This window comes from Rhodococcus sp. KB6, from assembly GCF_001445685.1.
Lineage (GTDB): Bacteria > Actinomycetota > Actinomycetes > Mycobacteriales > Mycobacteriaceae > Rhodococcus_F > Rhodococcus_F qingshengii.
In genome coordinates, this window is the sequence record NZ_LNAK01000043.1 from 163,483 (window position 1) to 183,308 (window position 19,826).

Below are 19,826 nucleotides of genomic sequence, written 5' to 3' on the forward strand. Positions count from 1 at the left end.
TGGTAGTGGGAACTACCAAAAAGGCGCACAGGGGTTCTGACGAAGGAGGGCCCAGTGGGCAAGCTCGACGGACGTGTAGCAGTGGTCACCGGTGCCGGTATGGGCATCGGGCGTGGAGTGGCGGGCGCGTTCGCGCGTGAAGGCGCGTCGGTGTTGGTTGCCGAGATCGACGAGGCAGCGGGCCTCGAAACCACCCAGTGGTTGCGGGACGAATGGGGCGCGGAGGCGGAATTCGTCCGGACCGACGTCACTGACAAAGCTCAGGTTGTTGCCATGGTCGACAAGTCCGTCGAGCGGTTCGGACGCCTCGACATCCTGGTCAACAATGCTTGGCGGACTTTCGGTTTCGCTCGGCTCGAGAAGATGACCGACGAGCAGTTGCGCGGCGGTTTCGACATGGCAGTGATGGCGGCATTCTGGGCGATGCAGGCTGCCCTGCCGGAACTGGAGCGTCACGGCACGGGCCGCGTGATCAACATGTGCAGCCTCAACGGCGTGAATGCTCACATGTACTCGGTGCAGTACAACGCGGCGAAGGAAGCATTGCGAACCCTGACTCGCACTGCTGCCCGCGAGTGGGCTCCCAAGCAGGTGAACTGCAACGTCATCTGTCCCGGTGCGCAGAGTGCGGCGTACAAGCGTGTCGCCGAAGCCAATCCGGAGAACGTGGCAGTGATGGCCGCACAGAACCCGATGGGGCGGATCGGCGATCCCCTCGACGACATCGGCCCCGTTGCGGCCTTCCTGGCAAGTGACGACAGCCGTTACGTCACCGGCAACACCCTCTTCGTCGACGGTGGTGGGCACATCAACGGCGTGCAGTGGGCGCCGACCGTCGACTGATCGACGGCGACTCGGCCGGTGTATCCGGCATCTATTTGGCCGTGAACCCGGCGTCGACCGGCAACGCGATACCTGTGACGTATCGAGCCTGATCCGAAACCAGCCAGGCTATCGCGTTGCTGACGTCGGCAGCTTCGATCAATTCGACGTTCAAGAGGTTGCCCACGTCGGCTCCGCTCGATGTCGGGGAGTCCGCAAACAGCTTCGCGACCGCATCGTTGACGACCATCGGTGTATTCGCACCAGTCGGGTGCACGGAGTTGACACGAATATTGTGGGGAGCAAGCCAGTGCGACCACGTGCGCCCGAGCCCCACGATGGCGTGTTTACTCGCGCAGTAGCCGGCGGATCCGCCGGTGCCGTCACCTCCACGACCGACAAGTCCCAGAGTTGATCCGGTCAGGACTATTGCGCCACCTGTACCTTGTTCGATCATCGCGGGCGCTGCTGCCTGGACGGTATTCCAGACGCCGAATAGGTTGACCTCCATCTGGTCGCGGAAGGCGCGAGCATCGTCGATATCCGGGGACATCATGCCGATACCGGCGTTGGCCAGGACGATGTCGACGCTGCCCAGCTCCGCAATTCCTTCGGATACCGCAGTTCGCAGTGCGGACAGATCGCGAACATCCACTTCTCGCGCGACGATACTTCGTCCCAGGTTCTCGACCGCTGCTGTTGTCTGCCGCAAATCGTCGGCGGTTCCCATCGGGTAGGCCACCGATTCGATCTGACGGCAGATGTCGAGCGCAATGATGTTCGCGCCCTCCTGCGCCAATCGCACGGCGTGGCTCCTGCCCTGACCTCGGGCGGCCCCGGTGATCAGTGCGGTTTTGCCTTCCAACTGTCCGGGCATGCGTGCTCCGTCCGTCGTGAATCATGATTACTCGGTCATGAGTACTGACCCGAGGGGACGGCGAAATTCGTCGCCGGCGACGTAGTCTGAGTTCAGTTACAGCGGGAACTCGCTTCGGAAGAGAAGAGGCTCGGGATGTCCGATTGGGTGAAGAAGGTCGAAGCTGAAGCCAAAGGGCTCCTCGCCGAGGCGGAAGAAGAGCTGACCGTCCTCGAAGGTGTCGACACCATAGATCCGCTTGCCGACGACGATCCGGCACCAGAAGACGGCACCAAGCCGACGTCAGACTGACCCTGCGACCCGTCGGCGCGCCTCGACACCGCTCGGTATCTCAGAACGGTGGCGGGTCGTCCCCGTAGTCGATGGGTTCTCGGCGGGCTCGCGGTGATTTCCGCCGCTTGTATTGAACGTGCTCCTCTGCTCGTTTCTGTATCCGTCGGCGCTGGCGATTGCGTTCACTCTGGATACGGGCAGCTTTGTTCTCCGCCTGGGTCCGCCGATTTCGACCGCCCTGGGGCGGTGTCGGTTCGTGCGATCCAGCCATCAATCCTGCGGGTCGCGTTCGGTAACAATGCCCGGTCGGCGACGTCAGCGACATGGTCCGATCCTCGTTCGACGTGAACCGCCACCGGTCGGAATGCTTGAGGCGATGATGGTTGCGGCAGAACGCACTCATATTCGACGCGACCGTTTTACCGCCGCATTCGGGGTCGCCGTGATGGAACGGTTCATTGTGGTCCAGATCGGAATTCCAGGCCGGGACATCACAATGCAGCCATTGGCAGCTGCCCGCGATGATCCGTAACCAGGTATCGAGAACGGCGCCCGGTCGGTAGACGCGCGCCGAAGCAGGCACCGGCTCTGCGACGTCATCAGCAGGTGCTCGGACGTTTCGAATTACGGCGTCATGGGCGATATCGCGAGCATGCTCAGCGCTGATCACCCCGTACCCGTCGAGGTGGGCGGGCTCGCCGCCACCGTGCAGAGTGGAATCAGTCATCACGACGTGAACCACGGGCCGACGAACGACAACACCACCGCTACGATCCTGCGGGCAATCAGCTCGGCCACAGTTGCACGGCAAGAATTGTGATCCGTTGGTCAACTCGAAGAGCGCGTCGGCTCGTCGCTGCTCGTACGTTCGTGAGTCGTTTCGGCATACCGACACTGCCAACTCGCGTAGTCGGCCGTCGAATGCCCTAGCCTGCTCTGCCGGAACGCTTCCCAAGATCTTTGCCATCCCGTCCTCGGCAGCGCTGACCCCGACGAAGCGATCGGTGAGAGCACGGCGTCGGCGTTCTCGCATACCTTCCGGGTCCACCATCGCCACGATCCGATCGATCGCCGCTGTCAGTCGTCTTCCCGTCAAGCCCGTTCCGCCTGCTACTGGTGGGGCGAGAACCTGCTCGAGCAGTAGTCGTTCCACCTCGTCGATCAATTCGTCTTTCACGTTCGCGGTCGCGGAATCGATCAAACCAACTCGGTACAGATCCAACTCGCCACGCGCCATCGCCGCTCGAGTGCGATGCAGACGAGTCTTTAACGAGAACCCCAACCCGATCAGCTTGCCGGCAGCCGCGCGACCCATCGTCAGTGACGCACCGACTTCCGATTCAGCCAACTCGTGTGCGGTCGACGACCACGCACCACTGGCGACATGCTCCGAGCTTCGCCGCGAAAAGAACTCGGCAATCACAGCGAGCTTGCGTTCGACCAGCATCGCCTCGCATGCATGCAGATCGGTCATGAGATCAACCAGCGCACAATCAGTTTCGGTACCGGTCAGCTGTGCTGAGATACCGAAGAGCTCTGTTGTCGGGTTGAACATGCATCCATTCTATTCGAATGTGTGTTCGATGCGAACTGAATTCTCAAATCAGTCGGAATAGTCCGAATCGGCCGAAATGCTTATTGTGCTTGTGTTTTGGATCCTGTTCATTCGAAACTCGAACGTGATTGTCGTGCCACTGTGTAAGTATCGGCTTGTGGCAGACAACGCGGTGAAACTCAGTGAACAGTCGCTTGTGCTCTTCATGGACTATGGACAGATTTACATATACGGCGACGATGACGGTTTCGGGAGGGAAACGGACCTGCTCGAACTCGCGATGGCTTCGCGCCCTGCGTACAGTGAGGGCACAGTTGTGATTGTCCTGAGCCCGCACCAGAACAACTTCAACATGCATACAACGGTCGAAGTCTGGTCCTCCCGACCCACATCCGATCGCGAGAAATGGCAGCAGGTCAGTGAGTCGTTTCTGACGGTTGGTCCGCAGGGGTCAATCAGCTTTGATTCACCTCCGGGTGGGGAGTTCATTGTCTGTGATGTACCCGAGGGGTCATATCTGGTCGAGATTGCCGGCCGCGGTTTTGTAAACTACGGCTGGCCCGGATCGACGGAACCCGGAGATGTTTGGCGGGTGCATATGTGGCCTGCAGGTGGTGACGAGGTGCGGCCATCGCTGCAGTGGGACATGCCGGGATATGGCGTTCCTGTGGACGAACCGATACCTGAACCGATTCCTCGTCCACAACGGGACATCGAGTCGAAATGGATAACGATTTACGGCGAGAACGGCGAGCCGTCCAGGGTTGTGCAAATCAGTGACCTCCGCGCCGAAGCTGCTGAACGAGAGCGGCAGGAGTGGGGAGGAGATCCGATGCCTGAACTCGAACGATTCCAGTCCGGCAAAGAACTAGCTCGTATGGACCGACCACTTGTCGAAGCGGTCGTCCGCATGAACGTCGCGACTCTTCGTCGACTCGCGTTTTGGGCCGCTGTGCAGGCGTATGAGCATGCGGGATTAGCCGACAGGGATTGGGTTCGTCCGGCCCTCAACGCTATGCATGTGGGACAACAACTTCCGGAACCCTTCGGAAATCGCACAGCGGCATTCGAGCACCTATACGAGGAGGAATTCGGTGCGGGGACCGACAATGTGGAGTTGGAAGTCAAGATCGATAGTGGACCATTCGCCGCAACCGGAGTCCAATCCGTTCGATCACGGGAATATTCATGTCCCGTCCTACGCTCTCAATGCGATTTTCGACGCGATCGAATCGGACCCGTTGACCGCAGCGGTCAATGCATTGGGAACGGCAGCAGTCACGTTCGGGAAGGATATCCGCATGTTGTTCGCGAGAGCGCGAGTTGAATTCGACCTCGAAGACTGAACCCCAAGTTATTCAAGGGACCTTCGTAGTGCGGTGAGCGGATCCGAGGCATCTCGACGCCCACGCGGACCAGGCCCTTCGGGGTTGACGAAGCGGCCCTCGTCCGAGCGAGTCCACTCGCGTACGGCCCATCTCTCCTTGATCGCCCAACGGCCGTCGCGTCGCTCCATGTGGTCGATGAACCGCGCACCACTGGTGAAGTTGATCATTCCGATGTCTTCGGGCCCGCCCCAGTGTGTGGACATCGAATATGCCTCGCTGATCGCGTGGTCGCCGTGCAGTTCGACCAGGTGGTTGCCGATGTGGTGCATCGTGCCGCCGATCGCGGAGAGTTTTGTTGTGGCCCAGGCGATGTACTCGTCGATGGTGCCGTCGAATCCGGTGTGATGGTCGATCGCGTCCGGGTGGTAGGCGCTGCGGACGAGATCGAAGTCGAGGCGATCGATGCCGCGGCAGTACGTCAGAACCACCTCACGAATTGCCTGCTTGTCGATGAGATCCTGCAGTGCCTGGTCCATGTCACGCCTCCTTGATGCTGGTCATCCAGTCGAGTAATTCCGGTAGTTCTTCGGCAGCGCAATCGAATACGGCAGGCCGAAGCACCACGGCAGACGCGCCGCGGTCGGACCAGTCCAGGACCTTGTCAGCGGTTGCCGAGAGGTCGACGGACCGATTGTCGCGCCGAACCGGCGCCGCAGACACTTGCACACGTGCGGTATCCGGCTCGCGGTCGTGGGCTTCGAACGTGTTGCGCAGCAATGTGACACTGTCGGTGAACGTTCCCAGGTCGGTCGGGTTCACGGTCCAACCGTCGGCGACGCGTGCGATGCGGTCGAAGTTCCGCCGGCTTGGTCCGAAACCGAAGAGCACCGGTATTCGGGGTTGGATCGGCAGCGGGAGGCTGTGGTGGTTCTCGAAGGCGAAGTCGCGTCCCTTGAAGGTGGCCGGAGCATTGGTCCACAGTTCGCGACACGCTGCGACAGCCTCCTCCATGCGCCCGAATCGCGCGTCGAAAGGCATGTTGGTAGCGGTGTATTCGGCTTCTTGCCAACCGACGCCGAAACCCATGACGGCTCGACCTTCGGACAATGAGTCGAGAGTTGCAACCTGTTTGGCAAGCACGGCGGCTGGGCGAACAGTGGCGATCAGAACCGATACTCCGAGGCGAGCGCGTTCGGTCACCGCGGCGATGGAGGAAAGAAGTGAAATCGGTTCGTACCAAGGGTGATCCAACGGGAACAGGAAGTTGTGTTCGGCTACCCGCTGAGCGTGTGCTTCGGCATTGAACCCGAGATGATCGCCGGTGCAGATCAGATCGATCCCGGCACGGTCAGCACGCGCGGCGAAGTCCAGAACCGGGCGAATCTTGCCGTCGAACAGGGCCTCGAGGCCCAAGATGTTGACGCCGATTTCCACAGTCGTCGTTCCTCTACAGTGCCCGCTTGGCATGCGCGGACATCTCGCCCATGTTGTCCAGACAGAAGAGTCTCGAGCTGAACTGCCACGACCCGTCGACGCAGGTGAAGCGATCGAAGTAGCGCCCCGCCAGAATGGGTTGCAGGGCAAGATCTTCGGTACCTTGGATGACCGTGACGTACGAGAGTGCCGTCGCTGATTCACCGTCGACTGCGATTCGCGTGTTGGTCAGCAGATGTTTGGTTCGTGGAACCGGCGGATCACCGTACATTCGAATGAAGCCGCTGCAGGCTGCGAACACTGCGTCGGCGTCGGACGAAATGAGCGTGATGGCAACCCCGTCCGGCCCGCACTGCCCGTAGTCGGACGAGGCGAACAATGCAGCGACTTCACGCAATCGGCCCTGATCGATCAGATGCGTGTACTCGCAGAGCAGGTCACGGATCGCCGACTCGGCGACGATCCGTGACAGCTCCGTGGTCATACGGTGATCTCGCGCCGAACCATCTTGCCGGTTGCATTGCGAGGCAACAGATCGCTGGTGATGCGCCACTTCGACGGCACCTTGAAGTAGGACAGTCGCTCGGCGGCGTAATCACGCAGCTCCGCCTCCGTTGTGGCGGCTCCGGGACGCAGGACGACCACGGCGGACACTTCCTGGCCGAGGTCGGGGTGCGGCATGCCGATGACAGCGCACTCGATCACGTCGGGGTGTTCGTCGAGCGTCTGCTCGATCTCGGTGGGGTAGACGTTCTCGCCGCCGCGCAGGATCAGGTCGGAACGGCGACCGGTGAGACGGAGACGCCCGTTCTCGATGACGCCGAAATCGCCGGTGCGGAGCCAGCGTCCGGGGGCAATTGCCGACTCGGTCGCCTCGTCGTTCTCCCAGTATCCGAGCATGACGAAGGGGCTGCGTACGCACACTTCACCTTCGATGCCGTCCGGCAGCCATTCGCCGAAGGGATCGCGAATCTCCATCGAGACGGTGATGATCGGACGCCCGAGAGTGCCTGGGAACTCTTCGAGTTCGGCGCCGACGGCGACCGCAATGGCGGTGCTGCATTCGGTGAGGCCGTAGCTGTCGACCAGAGCATTGCGTGCGAACGGCACCTGCTCCTTGAGGCGTTCTTTGAACGCGGGCGACGACGGCGCGGATGCCAGCGAGAATGCAGTCAGCGAAGAGACGTCGTACTTGGCGATGTTGCCGTGCTCGAGTAGCCGCGATGCCATCGTGGGGACAGCACCCCAGTTGGTGACACGCTCGCGTTCGACCAACCCGAGCACCTTGTCGACGTCGAATCCGCCCTCGGTCAGGATGACGGCACTGCCCGTCGCGAGACGGGGAACCACCAGATTGTGAAGGCTGGCGATGTGGAAGAGCGGGGAGGTGAGTAGATAACGCAGTGGGCTCGGCTTGGAAGCGTCGTACTCACGGCCGGTGAATGCGGCGCCGATCGCGTCGCTGTACTTGTGGTAGTCGACGACGGCCATCACGTTGCGGTGCGAATGGAGTGCGCCCTTGGGGCGGCCGCTGGTACCACTGGTGAACAGGATGACGGCGGGGTCGTCCTCGTCGATGTCGGTGCTCGGCACGTCGGAGCCTGCATACTCCGCGATGAGCGCGGGCAGATCCTCTTCCATGGTGAGGACCGTGATGTCTGCCGGCAGTTCGGGGAGGGCGGCGCCGCGCTTGGCGTCCACGACCAGAACCTTCGGACGTGAGAGCTCGATCCCGTGGGTGACCTCGCGCGGAACCCACCAACCGTTGAGACCGACAGCGATCGCGCCGAGCGCCTGCGTCGCGAAGAACGTCATGACCCATTCGGGAGTGTTGGCAGCGAGGATGCCCACACGGTCGCCCTTGCGGACTCCGTACTTGTCCCGCAGAGCAGTTGCCAGCGCGGCAACGGAATCGGCATGCTCGGTGAACGAGATTCGACGATCGCTGGTGACGAGATAGTCGCCGTCGCCCCAGGCGCGAGATGCCGAGATGAGTTCACCGATGGCGTGACCGCGGTTCTTCATCACAGGCATGACGGTGCCGAGAACCTCTTCTTCGACGATCTCGAATGGCCCACCTGGACCGGTGAGGCGTGAGACCGCCTGGTCCAGAAGCAACTGCGGATCTGCGGGGGCAGTCATGGAATGGCCTTTCGTATTGTGGCGCTTTTCACGTCACAAAATCTCACGAGAAAATCATATCTGTGGCGGCGGTTACCACTGAGCGAGACTGGGACGGTTCCGGCTCTGAGGCGTCGATACGTTCGAGTCGTATCGCAGTTGGAGTAATCGACATTCCGATATCGACTAGGACACAGGACACGATGACGAACACCGCCACCGAAGCATCTTCGAATGCAGCTCTTGCAGCTCCTCAGCGCGAGGACGTCGCGCAGATGTTGATCGACCGTCTCGGTGATCAGCACCTGGGTCTGCGGACGCGGACGCAGGACTGGAGCTGGGACGAGGTGGTGCGCGAGAGCGCAGCGCGCGGCTCGCTGGCGAAGTCGCTTCGCGCGCCCGGACCGTTTCACATCGGCGTACTTCTCGAGAACGATCCGGAGTTCCTGTTCTGGCTCGGCGGCGCGGCCCTGACCGGGGCCACGATCGTCGGCATCAATCCGACCAGGCGTGGAGCTGAACTCGAGGCTGAGGTCCGGTACGTCGACTGCCAGCTGATCGTCACCGACAAAGCAGGCTACGAGAAGCTTGCCGGCCTGGACCTCGGGCTGACCGAAGATCGTTTCGTCCTCGTCGACGACGCGTCGTACCCGGACAGGATTGCAGCACATCACGTCGAGTCGCCTCAGATCGACCTCGGTGTCGACGCGTCGACGCTGTTCTTGCTTCTCTTCACCTCGGGCACCACCGGAATGTCCAAGGCAGTGCGGTGCAGCCAGGGGCGTCTGACGCGGTTGGCCTACGCGAACTGCGCCAAGTACGACATCGACCGCGACGACGTCTGCTACTGCTGCATGCCGCTCTTCCACGGCAACGCGTTGATGGCTCTGTGGGCGCCGGCCCTTTCGCAGGGAGCTACGGTCTGCCTCGTTCGTAAGTTCACGGCCTCGGGATTCATGCCGGACGTTCGGTTCTACGGCGCAACATATTTCACCTACGTCGGTAAGGCCTTGGGGTATCTCATGGCGACGCCGGAACTGCCCGACGACATCGAGAACACCCTCACCCACGGCTTCGGGACCGAGGCGTCGCCGGGGGACAAGGCAGAGTTCATCCGTCGTTTCGGTGCACAACTTTTCGAGGGATACGGTTCGAGTGAAGGTGCCGGTTCAGTAGTGCTCGATCCGAACCAACCTGCCGGAGCGCTGGGCCGTCCCGCGAGCGAGAACATCGTCATCGTCGATCCCGATACGCGCGAAGAGCGACCCCGCGCAATTCTCGACGAGCACGGTCACGTGCTGAACCCCGACGAATCCATCGGCGAGATGGTCGACAAGGCCGGATCGAAGAAGTTCGAGGGGTACTACAAGAACGAAGACGCGATCGCCGAGAAGATTCGCCACGGTTGGTACTGGACAGGCGATCTCGGCTACGTCGACGAGGCCGGCTTCATCTATTTCGCGGGACGCAAGGGCGACTGGATCCGCGTCGACGGTGAGAACACCTCGGCTTTGATGATCGAGCACATCCTGCGTCGGCACCCCAAAGTGATTGCCACGGGTGTCTTCGCGGTACCGGATCCGCGTTCGGGTGATCAGGTCATGGCTGCGATCGAGGTCGCCGATCTCGCCGATTTCGATCCGGTCGAGTTCGCCGACTACCTTGCCGCGCAGGCGGATCTGGGTACCAAGGCAGCGCCACGATTTGTTCGCGTTTCGACCGACCTGCCCGTCACGGGCTCCAACAAGGTACTCAAACGTGAACTTCAAGCCGATCGCTGGCGGACCGACGAACCAGTGTTCCACTGGGTGGGCCGAGGCACTCCCGAATACACGTTGATGACCGAAGCTGACGTGGTGAACCTGGAGAAGGAGTTCGAGACGCACGGCCGCACGCGGTTCCTGTGAGTGAAGTTGCGCTGGTGACCGGCGCTTCCCGGGGGATCGGCCGAGAGTGCGCGCTGGCATTCGCGCGCGCCGGATTCGACGTTGCAATCACTGCTCGCACCGTTCGTGAAGGAGAGGGGCGGGCAGCCCCGCGAACGAGGCAAGGCGAGCAAGTGATTCCGGTGCCCGGCAGCCTGGAGACGACGGTTGCCGAGATCGAGTCCTTCGGTGTGCGCGCATTGGCCGTTCCGATGAACCTGCTCGATCTGGCATCCGTCCGCGGCGCCGGTGAACGGGTGCTGGCCGAGTGGGGACGTGTCGACGTGCTGGTGAACAACGCCTATGCGCAGACTGTCGGAAACATGGACCGGGTGCTCGACATCGAGATCGACGACGCTCAGGCGATGGCGATCGGGAATTATCTGCACCAACTCGCTCTGGTCCAGGTGATACTCCCGTCGATGATCAAGAGCGGCAACGGCGTAGTGGTCAATCTGGCATCGGGCTCGGCGACCATGGATCCGCCTGCGCCTCCCGGCGAGGGTGGTTGGGGTCTGTCGTACGCCGCGTCGAAGGCGTCGTTCGGACGTATTGCCGGAGCGATCAACTCCGAGTACCGAGACGCCGGAATCAAAGCGTTCAACCTGAGTCCGGGATTTGTCATCACGGAATCAGGGAAAGCCCGTGGTGGCGCGGACGCAATCGTGGACGCCGGATTTGCGGCCACACCGGCATCCGTACCCGCTGCAGCGGCGGTGTGGCTTGCAACAGATCCCGATGCGGACCGGTACCTCGGTCGCGTCGTGGATGGTCCGAAATTGATGGCGACACTGGAGGAAACGGTATGAAGCTCGGCGTGGTCGTTCCGGTCGAACTGGGTCGAAGCGGAGACCCTGATTGGATTCTGCAATTCGCCCGTGCGGCCGAGTCGCTGGGTTTCGACGAGATCTCGGCAGTGGAGCACTCGGTGGTCATCGCCGACACCGAGAGCGAGTACCCCTATTCTCCGACCGGAAAATCGCATCTTCCCGATGACTGCGACATCCCGGATCCGCTCGAACTGCTTTCGTTCGTGGCGGGTGCCACAACCACTTTGGGCTTGTCCACTGGAGTTCTGGTGCTGCCCAATCACAATCCGGTAGTGCTCGCCAAACGATTGGCGACGCTCGATCGCCTTTCCGGTGGGCGATTGCGCATCTGCCTCGGCCTGGGATGGATGAAGGAAGAGATCGAGGCGTGCGGCGGTGACTTCGAGCGCCGCGGCAAGGTAGCCGATGAGGCCATCGCGGTGATGCGTTCACTCTGGGCGGGCAAGGAAGCGGTCGATTTCGACGGCGATTACTTCTCGTTCAAGGGTGCGTACAGCTGGCCGAAGCCGCACCGCGAATCCGGAGTTCCGCTCTACATCGGTGGACACAGTCTCGCTGCTGCTCGGCGAGCAGGCCGGTTGGGTGACGGTTTCCAGCCGCTGGGACTGGCCGGTGAAGATCTCGACAAGGCTGTAGCGGCGATGAAAGCGGCTGCGGTGAAGGCAGATCGAGATCCTGCCGACGTATCGCTGGTACTCGGTGCGACACTGCCCAGGCTCGACGAAGCGAAACTCGACTGGGCACGCGGGTTGGGAGCCGATCGAATCGTGTTGTCCGCGAGTCGTCGTGGCACGTCGCTGGAACTGATCATCGACGAAATGGCCGAATGCTCGAAGCGGCTGGGGCTGAGTAACTAGGAGTGCGGGCGTGACCGGCAGCCATCGGAGCGGCTGCCGGTCATTGCTGTCGGAACGTCGATCAGTTATTGCTTGGTCAGCAATTTGCTCCGGAGCTTTGCGATCGTGTCGGCGTCAAGTTTCAGCACGTCCTGCGAAAACTTCTCCCACCCACCGAACTGGTCGCGAATCTTGTCGAGTACTGGCTGAATCTGGCTGGGACGCTGCTCCATCAACGGTTTCAACAGATCGACATCGATTCCTTTCGAAGACAGAAACGTGTAGGTCTGTTCGTTCTTGGCTTTGTTGTAGGTGTTCGACAGGACGAAGTCGTCGACGATGGTCTTGTCAGGAACACCCAGAATGCCGAGAAGTAGAGCTGTCATCAGTCCAGTGCGGTCTTTGCCTGCCGTGCAGTGGTAAGCGACTGCGGACTCGGAATCGGCGATGGTCCGTAGGGCTTGGGAATACCCGGCCATTCCGTCAGGCTTGGACAGTTGGTCGACGGCGCCGGTGTCGCTGATCCGGACGGCTTCACCGCCCCCGAGCACCTGCTCCACGATTGCAGGGTCACCAGATTTCAGGGCACTCGTAATCGCTGTGGCAAGAGCCTGAGTGCCGGCATCCAGGACTGCCGTGTTGACCACTTTCACGTTCGCGGGAACCTTGTCTGCTCCGTCCTTTGCGATCTCGCTGTCACCTCGGAAATCGACAACGGTCCGGATGCCTGCGTTCTCGATCGTTTGTTGATCGTCAGCAGTCAGATCGCTCAAGCGGTCGCCACGAAAAACCAGGCCCCACTTGACTGATCGGCCGTCGGCTGTCTCGTATCCGCCGACATCACGCACGTTGGCTGCGCCCTGCAGCGTCACGTGGCGGGTTGACGCGATGGTGGAAGTGCCGTCCTCGTCTATGACCTCGAAGTACCAGCGTGACAGTGGGTCGAGGCCGTCGACCTCAGTGGAGAAGCCGTCGACCGTGCCAATTTCCTTTCCTTCTGCGGCTGGGTTTTTCGGGTCGGTGGCGGCGAATACACGCACCTTTTCCGAGCCGCCGTGTTCCCAGACCAGTGAGTAGTGTCCGGCGGACGCTGATGTCACGTCGAGGTCGGTCGGCGTTTTCGCCGACTCGGCCTTGCTGCATGCGCCGAGTACGAGCATGAGTCCTGCCGCCGACAGCGCAAGAACTCGAGTTTTGCAAGTAGCCATGGGTCCTCCGAATCCAATTGGAAATCGGAGGCTACGCACCAGTGATCACTGTGTCGTGACCGTGTTGTGCAGAGCGGGAAAACTGCAGGCTGGAGTGCTTGTCGCCGATGATGATCAGGGATGGGCCAGCCCGTTCAGGAGCATCGCGCCGACAAAGATGGCACTGCTTGCGCGGGCGCTGCAGGACGGGTTGATCGCAATCGACGAACTCTGATCGAAGCGCGAGCGATCGGGTGCGTCGATCCGGGAGTCAGTCGAGGGCGGTGGCGTCGGTTGTCGGCGTCTTGGTGCCGGGAGTCGCTTCGATGTCGAGAACGACCTGGCTGTCGGTGGCTTCTTCGGGGAAGACGTACCGACGCATGGCCCACCAGCGGAAGGCCGTCGCCAGCAGGGTCCCGATGATCGATCCGCTGATGAAGTCCGCGAAGTTTTCCATCAACACCGACACCTCGGGTTGACGCAGATGGAACACGTACCGGGAGGTCCAGAGTGGTACCTGGTTGATGGCCAAACCGATACCCGCGACGATGAAGAACAGAGCGGCCTCGTGATGGCGCTGTCGACCACCGCGCTGCGCAAACGACCATTCGCGGTTGAGGACGTAGGACAGAACCGTCGCGATCAGGACCGCAAGGATGTTGGCCGTCACCGGGTGCTGAGGCAGAACCGTCCACTTGATGCCGAAGAACAGCACCGTGGTGACGATGAAGGCGATGCCGCCGACCACCAGGAACTTGAGCATTTCTGCGTGCGGCAGGACGCGCACGAGAACCCGCTCAGGAAGCCTATTGACCATCTTTTCGACAAACGCCATTGTTCGAGGCTAACCCTGAATACGACCGAGGGCACAAATCGTCGATGCCCGTGTCGGCAAGATCATCAGAATCCGTACCCGAGAATTGCGGGCTTCTGCGCGTTGAAAGCGAAGTCGAAATTCACGATCTCCTGCGGATCGGACGCGTGGAGTCGGTGCGCCGCCGCGAAGGTCTTGGCCTGGTGCTCGCCCAGGTACAAGCTGCTCAGGACATCAGAGGGCATCGTGATCGCAGGCACCGCGTCAGTGGCCGTACAGGTGGCCTTGCCGCCCTTGACCTGAAGTGCAAAAGTTCCGCCGGCCTTCAGGAACGGATCTTCGACCTTGATGACTGTGTCCAGGTCAGCAGCATATTCACGAGCCGCGAGAGCCGCGGGAACGTCCATGATGCGCAGCCACAGTCGATCGGAGCGCGTCGTCGTCCGGGCAAGGCGGTAGTCCGTGAGCATCAGCCGGAGTGGATCGGCAGGATGCTGGCGTGTCTCGATCCGGGTGACGAGGTCGAGGCCGCAGATCGTGCGCCACAGCGCCGCGTGCGCATCTTCGGTGATCGTCACGAACTCGTCGATCCGGGCGATGCTGTCGCGGCCCTCGCTCGTGTGCCGGTAAGCGATGTATCCGTCCGCGTGTGTCAGAAAGAACAGTCCGGAGGCGCCGTCACGATCCTCGGACGGGTCGGCGAACATGTGGTCCCAGAGTGGTTGCGGACGGACCTGCGCGCCGGGAGTCTGCAGTCGCCAGCGGTCGTAGATCTCGGGAAGAAGCGTCGAGGCAGCTTTGATGTCGACGATGGACACGCCACCATTGTCGGGCACCTCGGGGCGGAATCGTGCGAAGCGGCGATCGAGGGTGATGCCTTCGCTGAAGGTGGCCGGGCCGTATCCGAAGCGGTTGTAGATGCCGGCCTCGCTGGCCGTCAGGGCGGCAAGCGGTGCTCCGGTCGACTCGATGTGGGCATGAAGCGCAGTGAACATCGAGCGTAGGACGCCACGACGACGGTGAGTCGGGGCGACGGATACCCAGGTGATTCCGCGCGTGGGGAGTTGGCGTCCGCCGGGCACGGTGAATTCCATGTCGATTTCGATGGCCACGCCGACGGGTAGGTCACCGTCGACGGCGAGGATGATGTCCTCGGGCTTGTAGAGCGCCTTCGTCAGTTCGCTGACCGCGGGAGACGGGTGAAAACCGAACCCCACCGAGTCGAGTAGTTGGAGAGCCGGCCAGTCACTCTCGGTAGCGGTGCGGATGGTGATCTTGTTTTCGGGGCTCACGTGTATCGACTCTGGCATAGATTGCACGAAGACGCACATGAATATCGGGGCTGACGTTTCCGCACCGGCTCCCAGGGGTACCGCCCGACGGACCAGTCCTGCGGCACGGAGAAAACCGATACGGAGAAACACTGTGGCGATCACCGACATCAAGGAATATGCCCATCTCACCGAGGAAGACGTCGAGGCACTCGGGCGCGAGCTGGATGCCATTCGGCTCGACATCGAAGAGAAGCGCGGCGCGCACGATGCTCGATACATCCAGCGGACGATCGCGTTTCAGCGCTCTCTGATGGTGGCCGGCCGCATCGTCTTGTTCGCCAGCAAGAAGAAGCCTGCCTGGATTCTGGGGACTGCGCTCCTGGGGGTCGGCAAGATCATCGAGAACATGGAACTCGGTCACAACATCATCCACGGCCAGTGGGACTGGATGAACGATCCCGAGATTCACTCGAGCAACTGGGAGTGGGACAACACCTGCCCGTCCTCGGGATGGAAGCACTCGCACAACTTCACCCATCACAAGTTCACCAACATCGTCGGACTGGACAACGACGTGGGCTACGGAATCATGCGCGTCACGCGCGATCAAAAGTGGCACGCCGACTACCTCTTTCAACCGATCACGAATTTTGTGCTCGCGACCCTCTTCGAGTGGGGAGTGGCACTGCATCACCTCGAAACGGACAAACTCCGCAAGGGTGAGGTGAAGTGGTCCGAGAAATCGGAGATGGCCAAGGACGTCGGTAAGAAGATCGCGCGTCAGGTGGCGAAGGATTACATCCTGTTCCCCGCCCTGACCGGCCCCGCGTGGAAGACCACGTTGACGGCGAACGTCGTTGCGAACCTCATCCGAAACTACTGGAGTTACGCCGTCATCTTCTGCGGGCACTTTCCCGACGGTGCCGAGAAGTTCACGCTCGAGGAATTCGAGAACGAATCGCGCGCTCAGTGGTACCTACGACAGATGCTGGGCTCTGCCAACTTTCATGCCGGTCCCGTCATGGCCTTCATGAGCGGCAACCTCTGCTACCAGATCGAGCATCACTGCTTCCCGGATCTGCCGAGCAATCGGTACTCGGAAATCGCGGTGCCGTTGCGCGACCTGTGTGACAAGTACGACCTCCCGTACACGACCGGGCCGCTGTGGAAGCAGTACGGATTGACTCTGCGCACCATCTGGAAGTTGTCGCTGCCCAACAGGTTTCTCTCGGCTTCCCAGGACGACGCTCCGGAGACGCACTCGGAGTTGAAGTTCCGCATCCGAGGCGGAATCAAGGAAGTGTTCGGCGTCGATCCGCAGACGGGTAAGCGGCGCGGACTGCGAACAGCGATCGCGATGGTCTCGAGCTGATCAGTTACCGCTTGTGCGCCATTGAACGAACCACGAGATCGCCGGTCGACTGGATTGCCTGCACCAGCACGATCAAGATCACGACTGCGACGAACAGCACCGGTGTGTTGAATCGTTGGTAGCCGTACTTGATTGCGAAGTCGCCGAGTCCACCGGCGCCGATGGCACCTGCCATGGCCGAGAAGCCGATCAGCATCACCGCCGTCAGGGTTGCTCCTGCTACCAATCCCGGAACGGATTCGGGCAGTAGCACCTTGGTGATGATGTCTTTGTCGGTGGCGCCCATGGACCGCGCTGCCTCGACGCGTCCGGAATCGACTTCACGCAAGGCGTTCTCGACGACGCGCGCAAAGAAGGGCACCGAACCGATGGTCAGCGGGACGATCGCTGCCGTGGCGCCGAGCGCTGTTCCGACGATCGCCCTCGTTGCCGGGATGAGGAGCACCAACAAGATGACGAACGGCAGCGAACGGCCGATGTTCACCACGGTGCCCAGAACCGAATTGAGGACGCGGTTGGGACGGATTCCGTCGGGCGCGCTCGCGTGCAACAGAACACCGAGAGCGATACCGATGATCACGGTGAGCACGAACGAGACACCGACCATGTAGAGCGTGTCGAGTAGGGCTTCCCATGCTTCGCCCAGGGAATCCTGCCAGGACGTCTTGTTCATGAGAACGTCACCTTCACTCCGCGCTGCGAAAGATGTTCTTCGACAGACTTTCTTGTCTCTTCGTTGCTGACGAGTCCCGTGTGCGAGGCGAACTCCACGCGAAGGCGACCGACCTGATGGGATCCGATGTCCTCGATACCGCCGGAGATCACGGTGACGTCGACGTCGAGATCTCGTGAGAGTTGGGAAATCACGGGTGAGGTGGACAGTGAATCGACAAAGGTGAGGAGCGCCGGAATTCCGGTCTTGGACGTTCGTACCGTTCCGGTCGGCAGTAGCGCCTCTCCGAGGGGTGAGTCCGGGTCTGCGACCAGTTCGGTGAGCGTTCCCTCGTCGACGATGCGGCCCTGATCGATCAGCGCAGCGCGATGGCAGATCCGTCGAACCACGTTGAGCTCGTGGGTGATCAGAACAATGGTCACACCGAGTCGTCGATTGAGATCGGCGAGCAGGTCGAGGATCGAATCGGTTGTGTCCGAGTCGAGGGCGCTGGTGGCCTCGTCGCACAGGAGGACGTCGGGTGAAGCCGCCAAGGCTCTCGCGATGCCGACGCGTTGTTTCTGGCCGCCGGACAGTTGCGAGGGGAAGGCGTCACGTCGGTCTTCCAAGCCCACCAACTCGATCAGCTCGTCGACGCGGGCACGTCGATCTGCCCGAGAGTATCCCGCCACTTCGAGAGGGAAGGCGATGTTGGCGGCGACCGAACGGGAATGCAGCAGGTTGAAATGCTGGAACACGACCCCGATCCGCTTGCGTGTGTCGCGCAGTTGCGCTGGACTCAGCGCGGTCAGATCGGTGTCGCCCAACAGAATTCGGCCACTGGTCGGGCGTTCGAGCAGGTTGAGGCAGCGCAGCAAAGTCGACTTGCCGGCGCCGCTCTTGCCGATGATGCCGAAGATTTCGCCGTCTTCGATTTTCAGGGATACGGAATCGAGTGCATGCAGAACTTTTGTGCCGCTGCGGTATTCCTTGGAGACCGATTCGATCGAGAAGACCATGACGGGTCTCGATCAGGTAGCGCTGGCCGGAATGACCGAGCCCTGATAGGTCTGCTCGATGAACGTCGCGACGTCGGCGGACGTCAATGCCTCGGCCAACTTCTGTACTCGCGCATCGTTTTCGAGCGAGGTGCGTACGGTCAGGACATTGGCGTACGGGTTGCCCTCGGCCTTCTCGAGCACCAGGGCGTCCTTGGCCGGGTTGAGGCCACCTTCGATTGCGTAGTTGCCGTTGATGATTGCGAGATCGACATTTCCGTCGTCGAGCGTGCGCGGCAGCTGCGGGGGATCGACCTGGGTAAACGTGAGTCCCTTGGGGTTGTCGATGATGTTCTTCTCGCTGATCTGCGTGATGTCGGTGCCGGGGGCGCCCAACTGCTGATCGAGCTTGATCAAACCGGCCTGCTGCAGCAGGTACAGCCCACGGGCGAAGTTCGTCACGTTGTTGGACAAAGCGACCGTTGCGCCCTGGCGCAGGTCGGCCACGTTGGTGACCTTCTTGGAATATGCACCGAGGGGCTCGACGTGGACCTTCGCCACGGCGACCAGGTCGTCGACACCCTTTTCCTTCGACCACGATTCCTGGTACGGCACGTGCTGGAAGAAGTTGGCGTCGGTGTCTCCGGCTTCGAGCACCTCGTTGGCGTCGAGATCGCCGGTGATCTCGCTGACCTCGATCTTGGTGTCACCGAGCAGGCCCTTTTCTTCGACGAACTTCAGGATCTCGGCGTGCGGAACCGAAGAAGCGACGATGCGAAGAGGTGCGTTCTCGTCGGAGGAGTTGTCGCTCGAGCACGCGGCTACGGTTCCGACTGCGACGGCGGCCACTGCGAAGGCAGCGAGGAATCTTCTGGTGCGCGAGCGTGACATGTGAATCTCCAAGACATAGCCGAACGCACGCCGAGATGGCGTGACAGTTGCTGAACGCTAGCCCGGTAAACCTCCCGTGAGGAGATACAGAATCACCGCGATTTTTTCATGTACCTATTGTCCGAGCAGGATGACCGGAACGTCCTCGGCAAAATCGACTACCAGTTCGCGACGCGAGAACAGCCAGGTGCCGTCGATCTTTTCGAAGCTGTCCTGGTAACGAATCTCGATCCGGTTGTCCCGGTGGCCCTCGCCCCGCGGATAGATGTGGTGAGCGGAGCAGTAAGCCTCACCGTGTGCGGTGGTGGGGCCGTCGAGGTCGAGGATCTGCTGCTCGACGATGTGCCGGGTCGAGTGCAGATGTGAGACGGCATCGACCACCGAACTGCTGACGACGGAGTTCCCACGTATCTCCGTCGGCGCACCCGTTCCGTTCAGTGCCGGCGGCAAGACGAATGCCACGTCGTCAGTGAAGAGAGCCGCAAGTGCAGTGGTGTTTCGGCGGTCGACGGCCTGTGCGTACCTGGCGGCCAAGTCGGTGAGAGCGACGCGATCCGAGGAGTCCATGCGCATATCTCACCCTATGTGACGCCGCTCATGTTTCGGCTTCCCGCTCATCGAGACACTCACAGCGCCC

At 61.3% G+C, this 19,826-nt stretch carries 21 protein-coding genes; 8 read left to right on the top strand and 13 right to left on the bottom strand.

Annotated elements, in window-relative coordinates; translation table 11 throughout:
• Nucleotides 1-54: 54 nt before the first annotated feature.
• Nucleotides 55-843: an SDR family NAD(P)-dependent oxidoreductase gene (locus ASU23_RS07815; RefSeq protein WP_007732675.1), complete on the top strand. Its 789-nt coding sequence runs from the start codon at nt 55-57 to the stop codon at nt 841-843.
• A gap of 31 nt (nt 844-874) precedes the next feature.
• On the opposite strand, the gene ASU23_RS07820 is transcribed toward ASU23_RS07815, so the two are convergent.
• A complete protein-coding gene (locus ASU23_RS07820) occupies nt 875-1,699 on the bottom strand; it encodes a mycofactocin-coupled SDR family oxidoreductase (protein ID WP_042448407.1) in 825 nt (274 codons plus the stop codon).
• Nucleotides 1,700-1,834: 135 nt separating this feature from the next.
• On the opposite strand from ASU23_RS07820, the gene ASU23_RS34215 reads away from it, so the two are divergent.
• Nucleotides 1,835-1,990 carry a hypothetical protein gene (locus ASU23_RS34215; RefSeq protein ID WP_003940615.1) on the top strand — a complete coding sequence of 52 codons (156 nt, stop codon included), beginning with the start codon at nt 1,835-1,837 and terminating at the stop codon, nt 1,988-1,990.
• Nucleotides 1,991-2,030: 40 nt separating this feature from the next.
• Here ASU23_RS34215 and ASU23_RS07825 read toward each other — a convergent pair whose 3' ends face one another.
• Nucleotides 2,031-3,527 (bottom strand): DUF222 domain-containing protein, encoded by a 1,497-nt coding sequence (locus tag ASU23_RS07825; RefSeq protein ID WP_058037667.1) that lies wholly within the window; start codon nt 3,525-3,527, stop codon nt 2,031-2,033.
• Nucleotides 3,528-3,684: 157 nt separating this feature from the next.
• Between ASU23_RS07825 and ASU23_RS07830 the strand changes: the two genes are divergently transcribed.
• Nucleotides 3,685-4,854 carry a hypothetical protein gene (locus ASU23_RS07830; protein WP_253741252.1) on the top strand — a complete coding sequence of 390 codons (1,170 nt, stop codon included), beginning with the start codon at nt 3,685-3,687 and terminating at the stop codon, nt 4,852-4,854.
• A 27-nt stretch (nt 4,855-4,881) separates the two neighbouring features.
• On the opposite strand, the gene ASU23_RS07835 is transcribed toward ASU23_RS07830, so the two are convergent.
• From ASU23_RS07835 to ASU23_RS07850, 4 genes are read right to left on the bottom strand one after another with little or no spacing between them, the layout of a single operon-like run.
• The gene (locus tag ASU23_RS07835) at nt 4,882-5,391 is read right to left on the bottom strand and encodes a nuclear transport factor 2 family protein (RefSeq protein ID WP_042924821.1); all 510 of its coding nucleotides are present in this window, start codon (nt 5,389-5,391) and stop codon (nt 4,882-4,884) included.
• Nucleotide 5,392: 1 nt separating this feature from the next.
• Nucleotides 5,393-6,289: a TIGR03619 family F420-dependent LLM class oxidoreductase gene (locus ASU23_RS07840; RefSeq protein WP_058037668.1), complete on the bottom strand. Its 897-nt coding sequence runs from the start codon at nt 6,287-6,289 to the stop codon at nt 5,393-5,395.
• 13 nt (nt 6,290-6,302) lie between these two features.
• Nucleotides 6,303-6,773 carry a nuclear transport factor 2 family protein gene (locus tag ASU23_RS07845; RefSeq protein ID WP_054827056.1) on the bottom strand — a complete coding sequence of 157 codons (471 nt, stop codon included), beginning with the start codon at nt 6,771-6,773 and terminating at the stop codon, nt 6,303-6,305.
• Nucleotides 6,770-8,431, bottom strand: coding sequence for a class I adenylate-forming enzyme family protein (locus ASU23_RS07850; protein WP_007732670.1), 1,662 nt, complete (start codon nt 8,429-8,431; stop codon nt 6,770-6,772). The genes ASU23_RS07845 and ASU23_RS07850 overlap by 4 nt, the downstream gene beginning before the upstream one ends.
• A 182-nt stretch (nt 8,432-8,613) precedes the next feature.
• Here ASU23_RS07850 and ASU23_RS07855 point away from each other — a divergent pair, with 182 nt between their 5' ends.
• Genes ASU23_RS07855 through ASU23_RS07865 form a run of 3 tightly spaced genes read left to right on the top strand, consistent with a single transcriptional unit; the run spans nt 8,614 to nt 12,022 of the window.
• The gene (locus tag ASU23_RS07855; RefSeq protein WP_047270718.1) at nt 8,614-10,317 is read left to right on the top strand and encodes an AMP-binding protein; all 1,704 of its coding nucleotides are present in this window, start codon (nt 8,614-8,616) and stop codon (nt 10,315-10,317) included.
• Complete coding sequence (locus ASU23_RS07860; protein WP_030536994.1) at nt 10,314-11,144, top strand: SDR family NAD(P)-dependent oxidoreductase; 831 nt, start codon at nt 10,314-10,316, stop codon at nt 11,142-11,144. The genes ASU23_RS07855 and ASU23_RS07860 overlap by 4 nt, the downstream gene beginning before the upstream one ends.
• Nucleotides 11,141-12,022, top strand: a complete 882-nt coding sequence (locus ASU23_RS07865) for an LLM class F420-dependent oxidoreductase (protein ID WP_058037669.1) — start codon at nt 11,141-11,143, stop codon at nt 12,020-12,022. The genes ASU23_RS07860 and ASU23_RS07865 overlap by 4 nt, the downstream gene beginning before the upstream one ends.
• A 65-nt stretch (nt 12,023-12,087) precedes the next feature.
• Here ASU23_RS07865 and ASU23_RS07870 read toward each other — a convergent pair whose 3' ends face one another.
• Nucleotides 12,088-13,209, bottom strand: a complete 1,122-nt coding sequence (locus ASU23_RS07870) for a tyrosine-protein phosphatase (RefSeq protein ID WP_082239179.1) — start codon at nt 13,207-13,209, stop codon at nt 12,088-12,090.
• A gap of 55 nt (nt 13,210-13,264) precedes the next feature.
• Here ASU23_RS07870 and ASU23_RS34765 point away from each other — a divergent pair, with 55 nt between their 5' ends.
• The gene (locus tag ASU23_RS34765; RefSeq protein WP_223304510.1) at nt 13,265-13,423 is read left to right on the top strand and encodes a hypothetical protein; all 159 of its coding nucleotides are present in this window, start codon (nt 13,265-13,267) and stop codon (nt 13,421-13,423) included.
• Nucleotides 13,424-13,459: 36 nt separating this feature from the next.
• Here ASU23_RS34765 and ASU23_RS07875 read toward each other — a convergent pair whose 3' ends face one another.
• Together ASU23_RS07875 and ASU23_RS07880 are read right to left on the bottom strand one after the other, a co-directional pair.
• A complete protein-coding gene (locus ASU23_RS07875) occupies nt 13,460-14,023 on the bottom strand; it encodes a GtrA family protein (RefSeq protein WP_003939753.1) in 564 nt (187 codons plus the stop codon).
• 65 nt (nt 14,024-14,088) lie between these two features.
• A complete protein-coding gene (locus ASU23_RS07880; protein ID WP_082661365.1) occupies nt 14,089-15,444 on the bottom strand; it encodes an enhanced intracellular survival protein Eis in 1,356 nt (451 codons plus the stop codon).
• On the opposite strand from ASU23_RS07880, the gene ASU23_RS07885 reads away from it, so the two are divergent.
• The gene (locus ASU23_RS07885) at nt 15,428-16,648 is read left to right on the top strand and encodes a fatty acid desaturase (protein ID WP_007732653.1); all 1,221 of its coding nucleotides are present in this window, start codon (nt 15,428-15,430) and stop codon (nt 16,646-16,648) included. The two genes, ASU23_RS07880 and ASU23_RS07885, sit on opposite strands and share 17 nt — an antisense overlap.
• 4 nt (nt 16,649-16,652) lie before the next feature.
• Here the strand turns inward: ASU23_RS07885 and ASU23_RS07890 are convergent, their stop codons facing one another.
• The 4 genes from ASU23_RS07890 to ASU23_RS07905 all read right to left on the bottom strand — a co-directional run bounded on the left by ASU23_RS07890 (nt 16,653) and on the right by ASU23_RS07905 (nt 19,762).
• Nucleotides 16,653-17,321 carry a methionine ABC transporter permease gene (locus ASU23_RS07890; RefSeq protein WP_007732650.1) on the bottom strand — a complete coding sequence of 223 codons (669 nt, stop codon included), beginning with the start codon at nt 17,319-17,321 and terminating at the stop codon, nt 16,653-16,655.
• The gene (locus tag ASU23_RS07895; RefSeq protein WP_058037670.1) at nt 17,318-18,319 is read right to left on the bottom strand and encodes a methionine ABC transporter ATP-binding protein; all 1,002 of its coding nucleotides are present in this window, start codon (nt 18,317-18,319) and stop codon (nt 17,318-17,320) included. Before ASU23_RS07895 ends, ASU23_RS07890 begins: the two co-directional genes overlap by 4 nt.
• Nucleotides 18,320-18,331: 12 nt before the next feature.
• Nucleotides 18,332-19,189, bottom strand: coding sequence for a MetQ/NlpA family ABC transporter substrate-binding protein (locus tag ASU23_RS07900; RefSeq protein WP_003940478.1), 858 nt, complete (start codon nt 19,187-19,189; stop codon nt 18,332-18,334).
• A gap of 114 nt (nt 19,190-19,303) precedes the next feature.
• Complete coding sequence (locus tag ASU23_RS07905) at nt 19,304-19,762, bottom strand: nuclear transport factor 2 family protein (RefSeq protein WP_030537000.1); 459 nt, start codon at nt 19,760-19,762, stop codon at nt 19,304-19,306.
• Nucleotides 19,763-19,826: the final 64 nt, after the last annotated feature.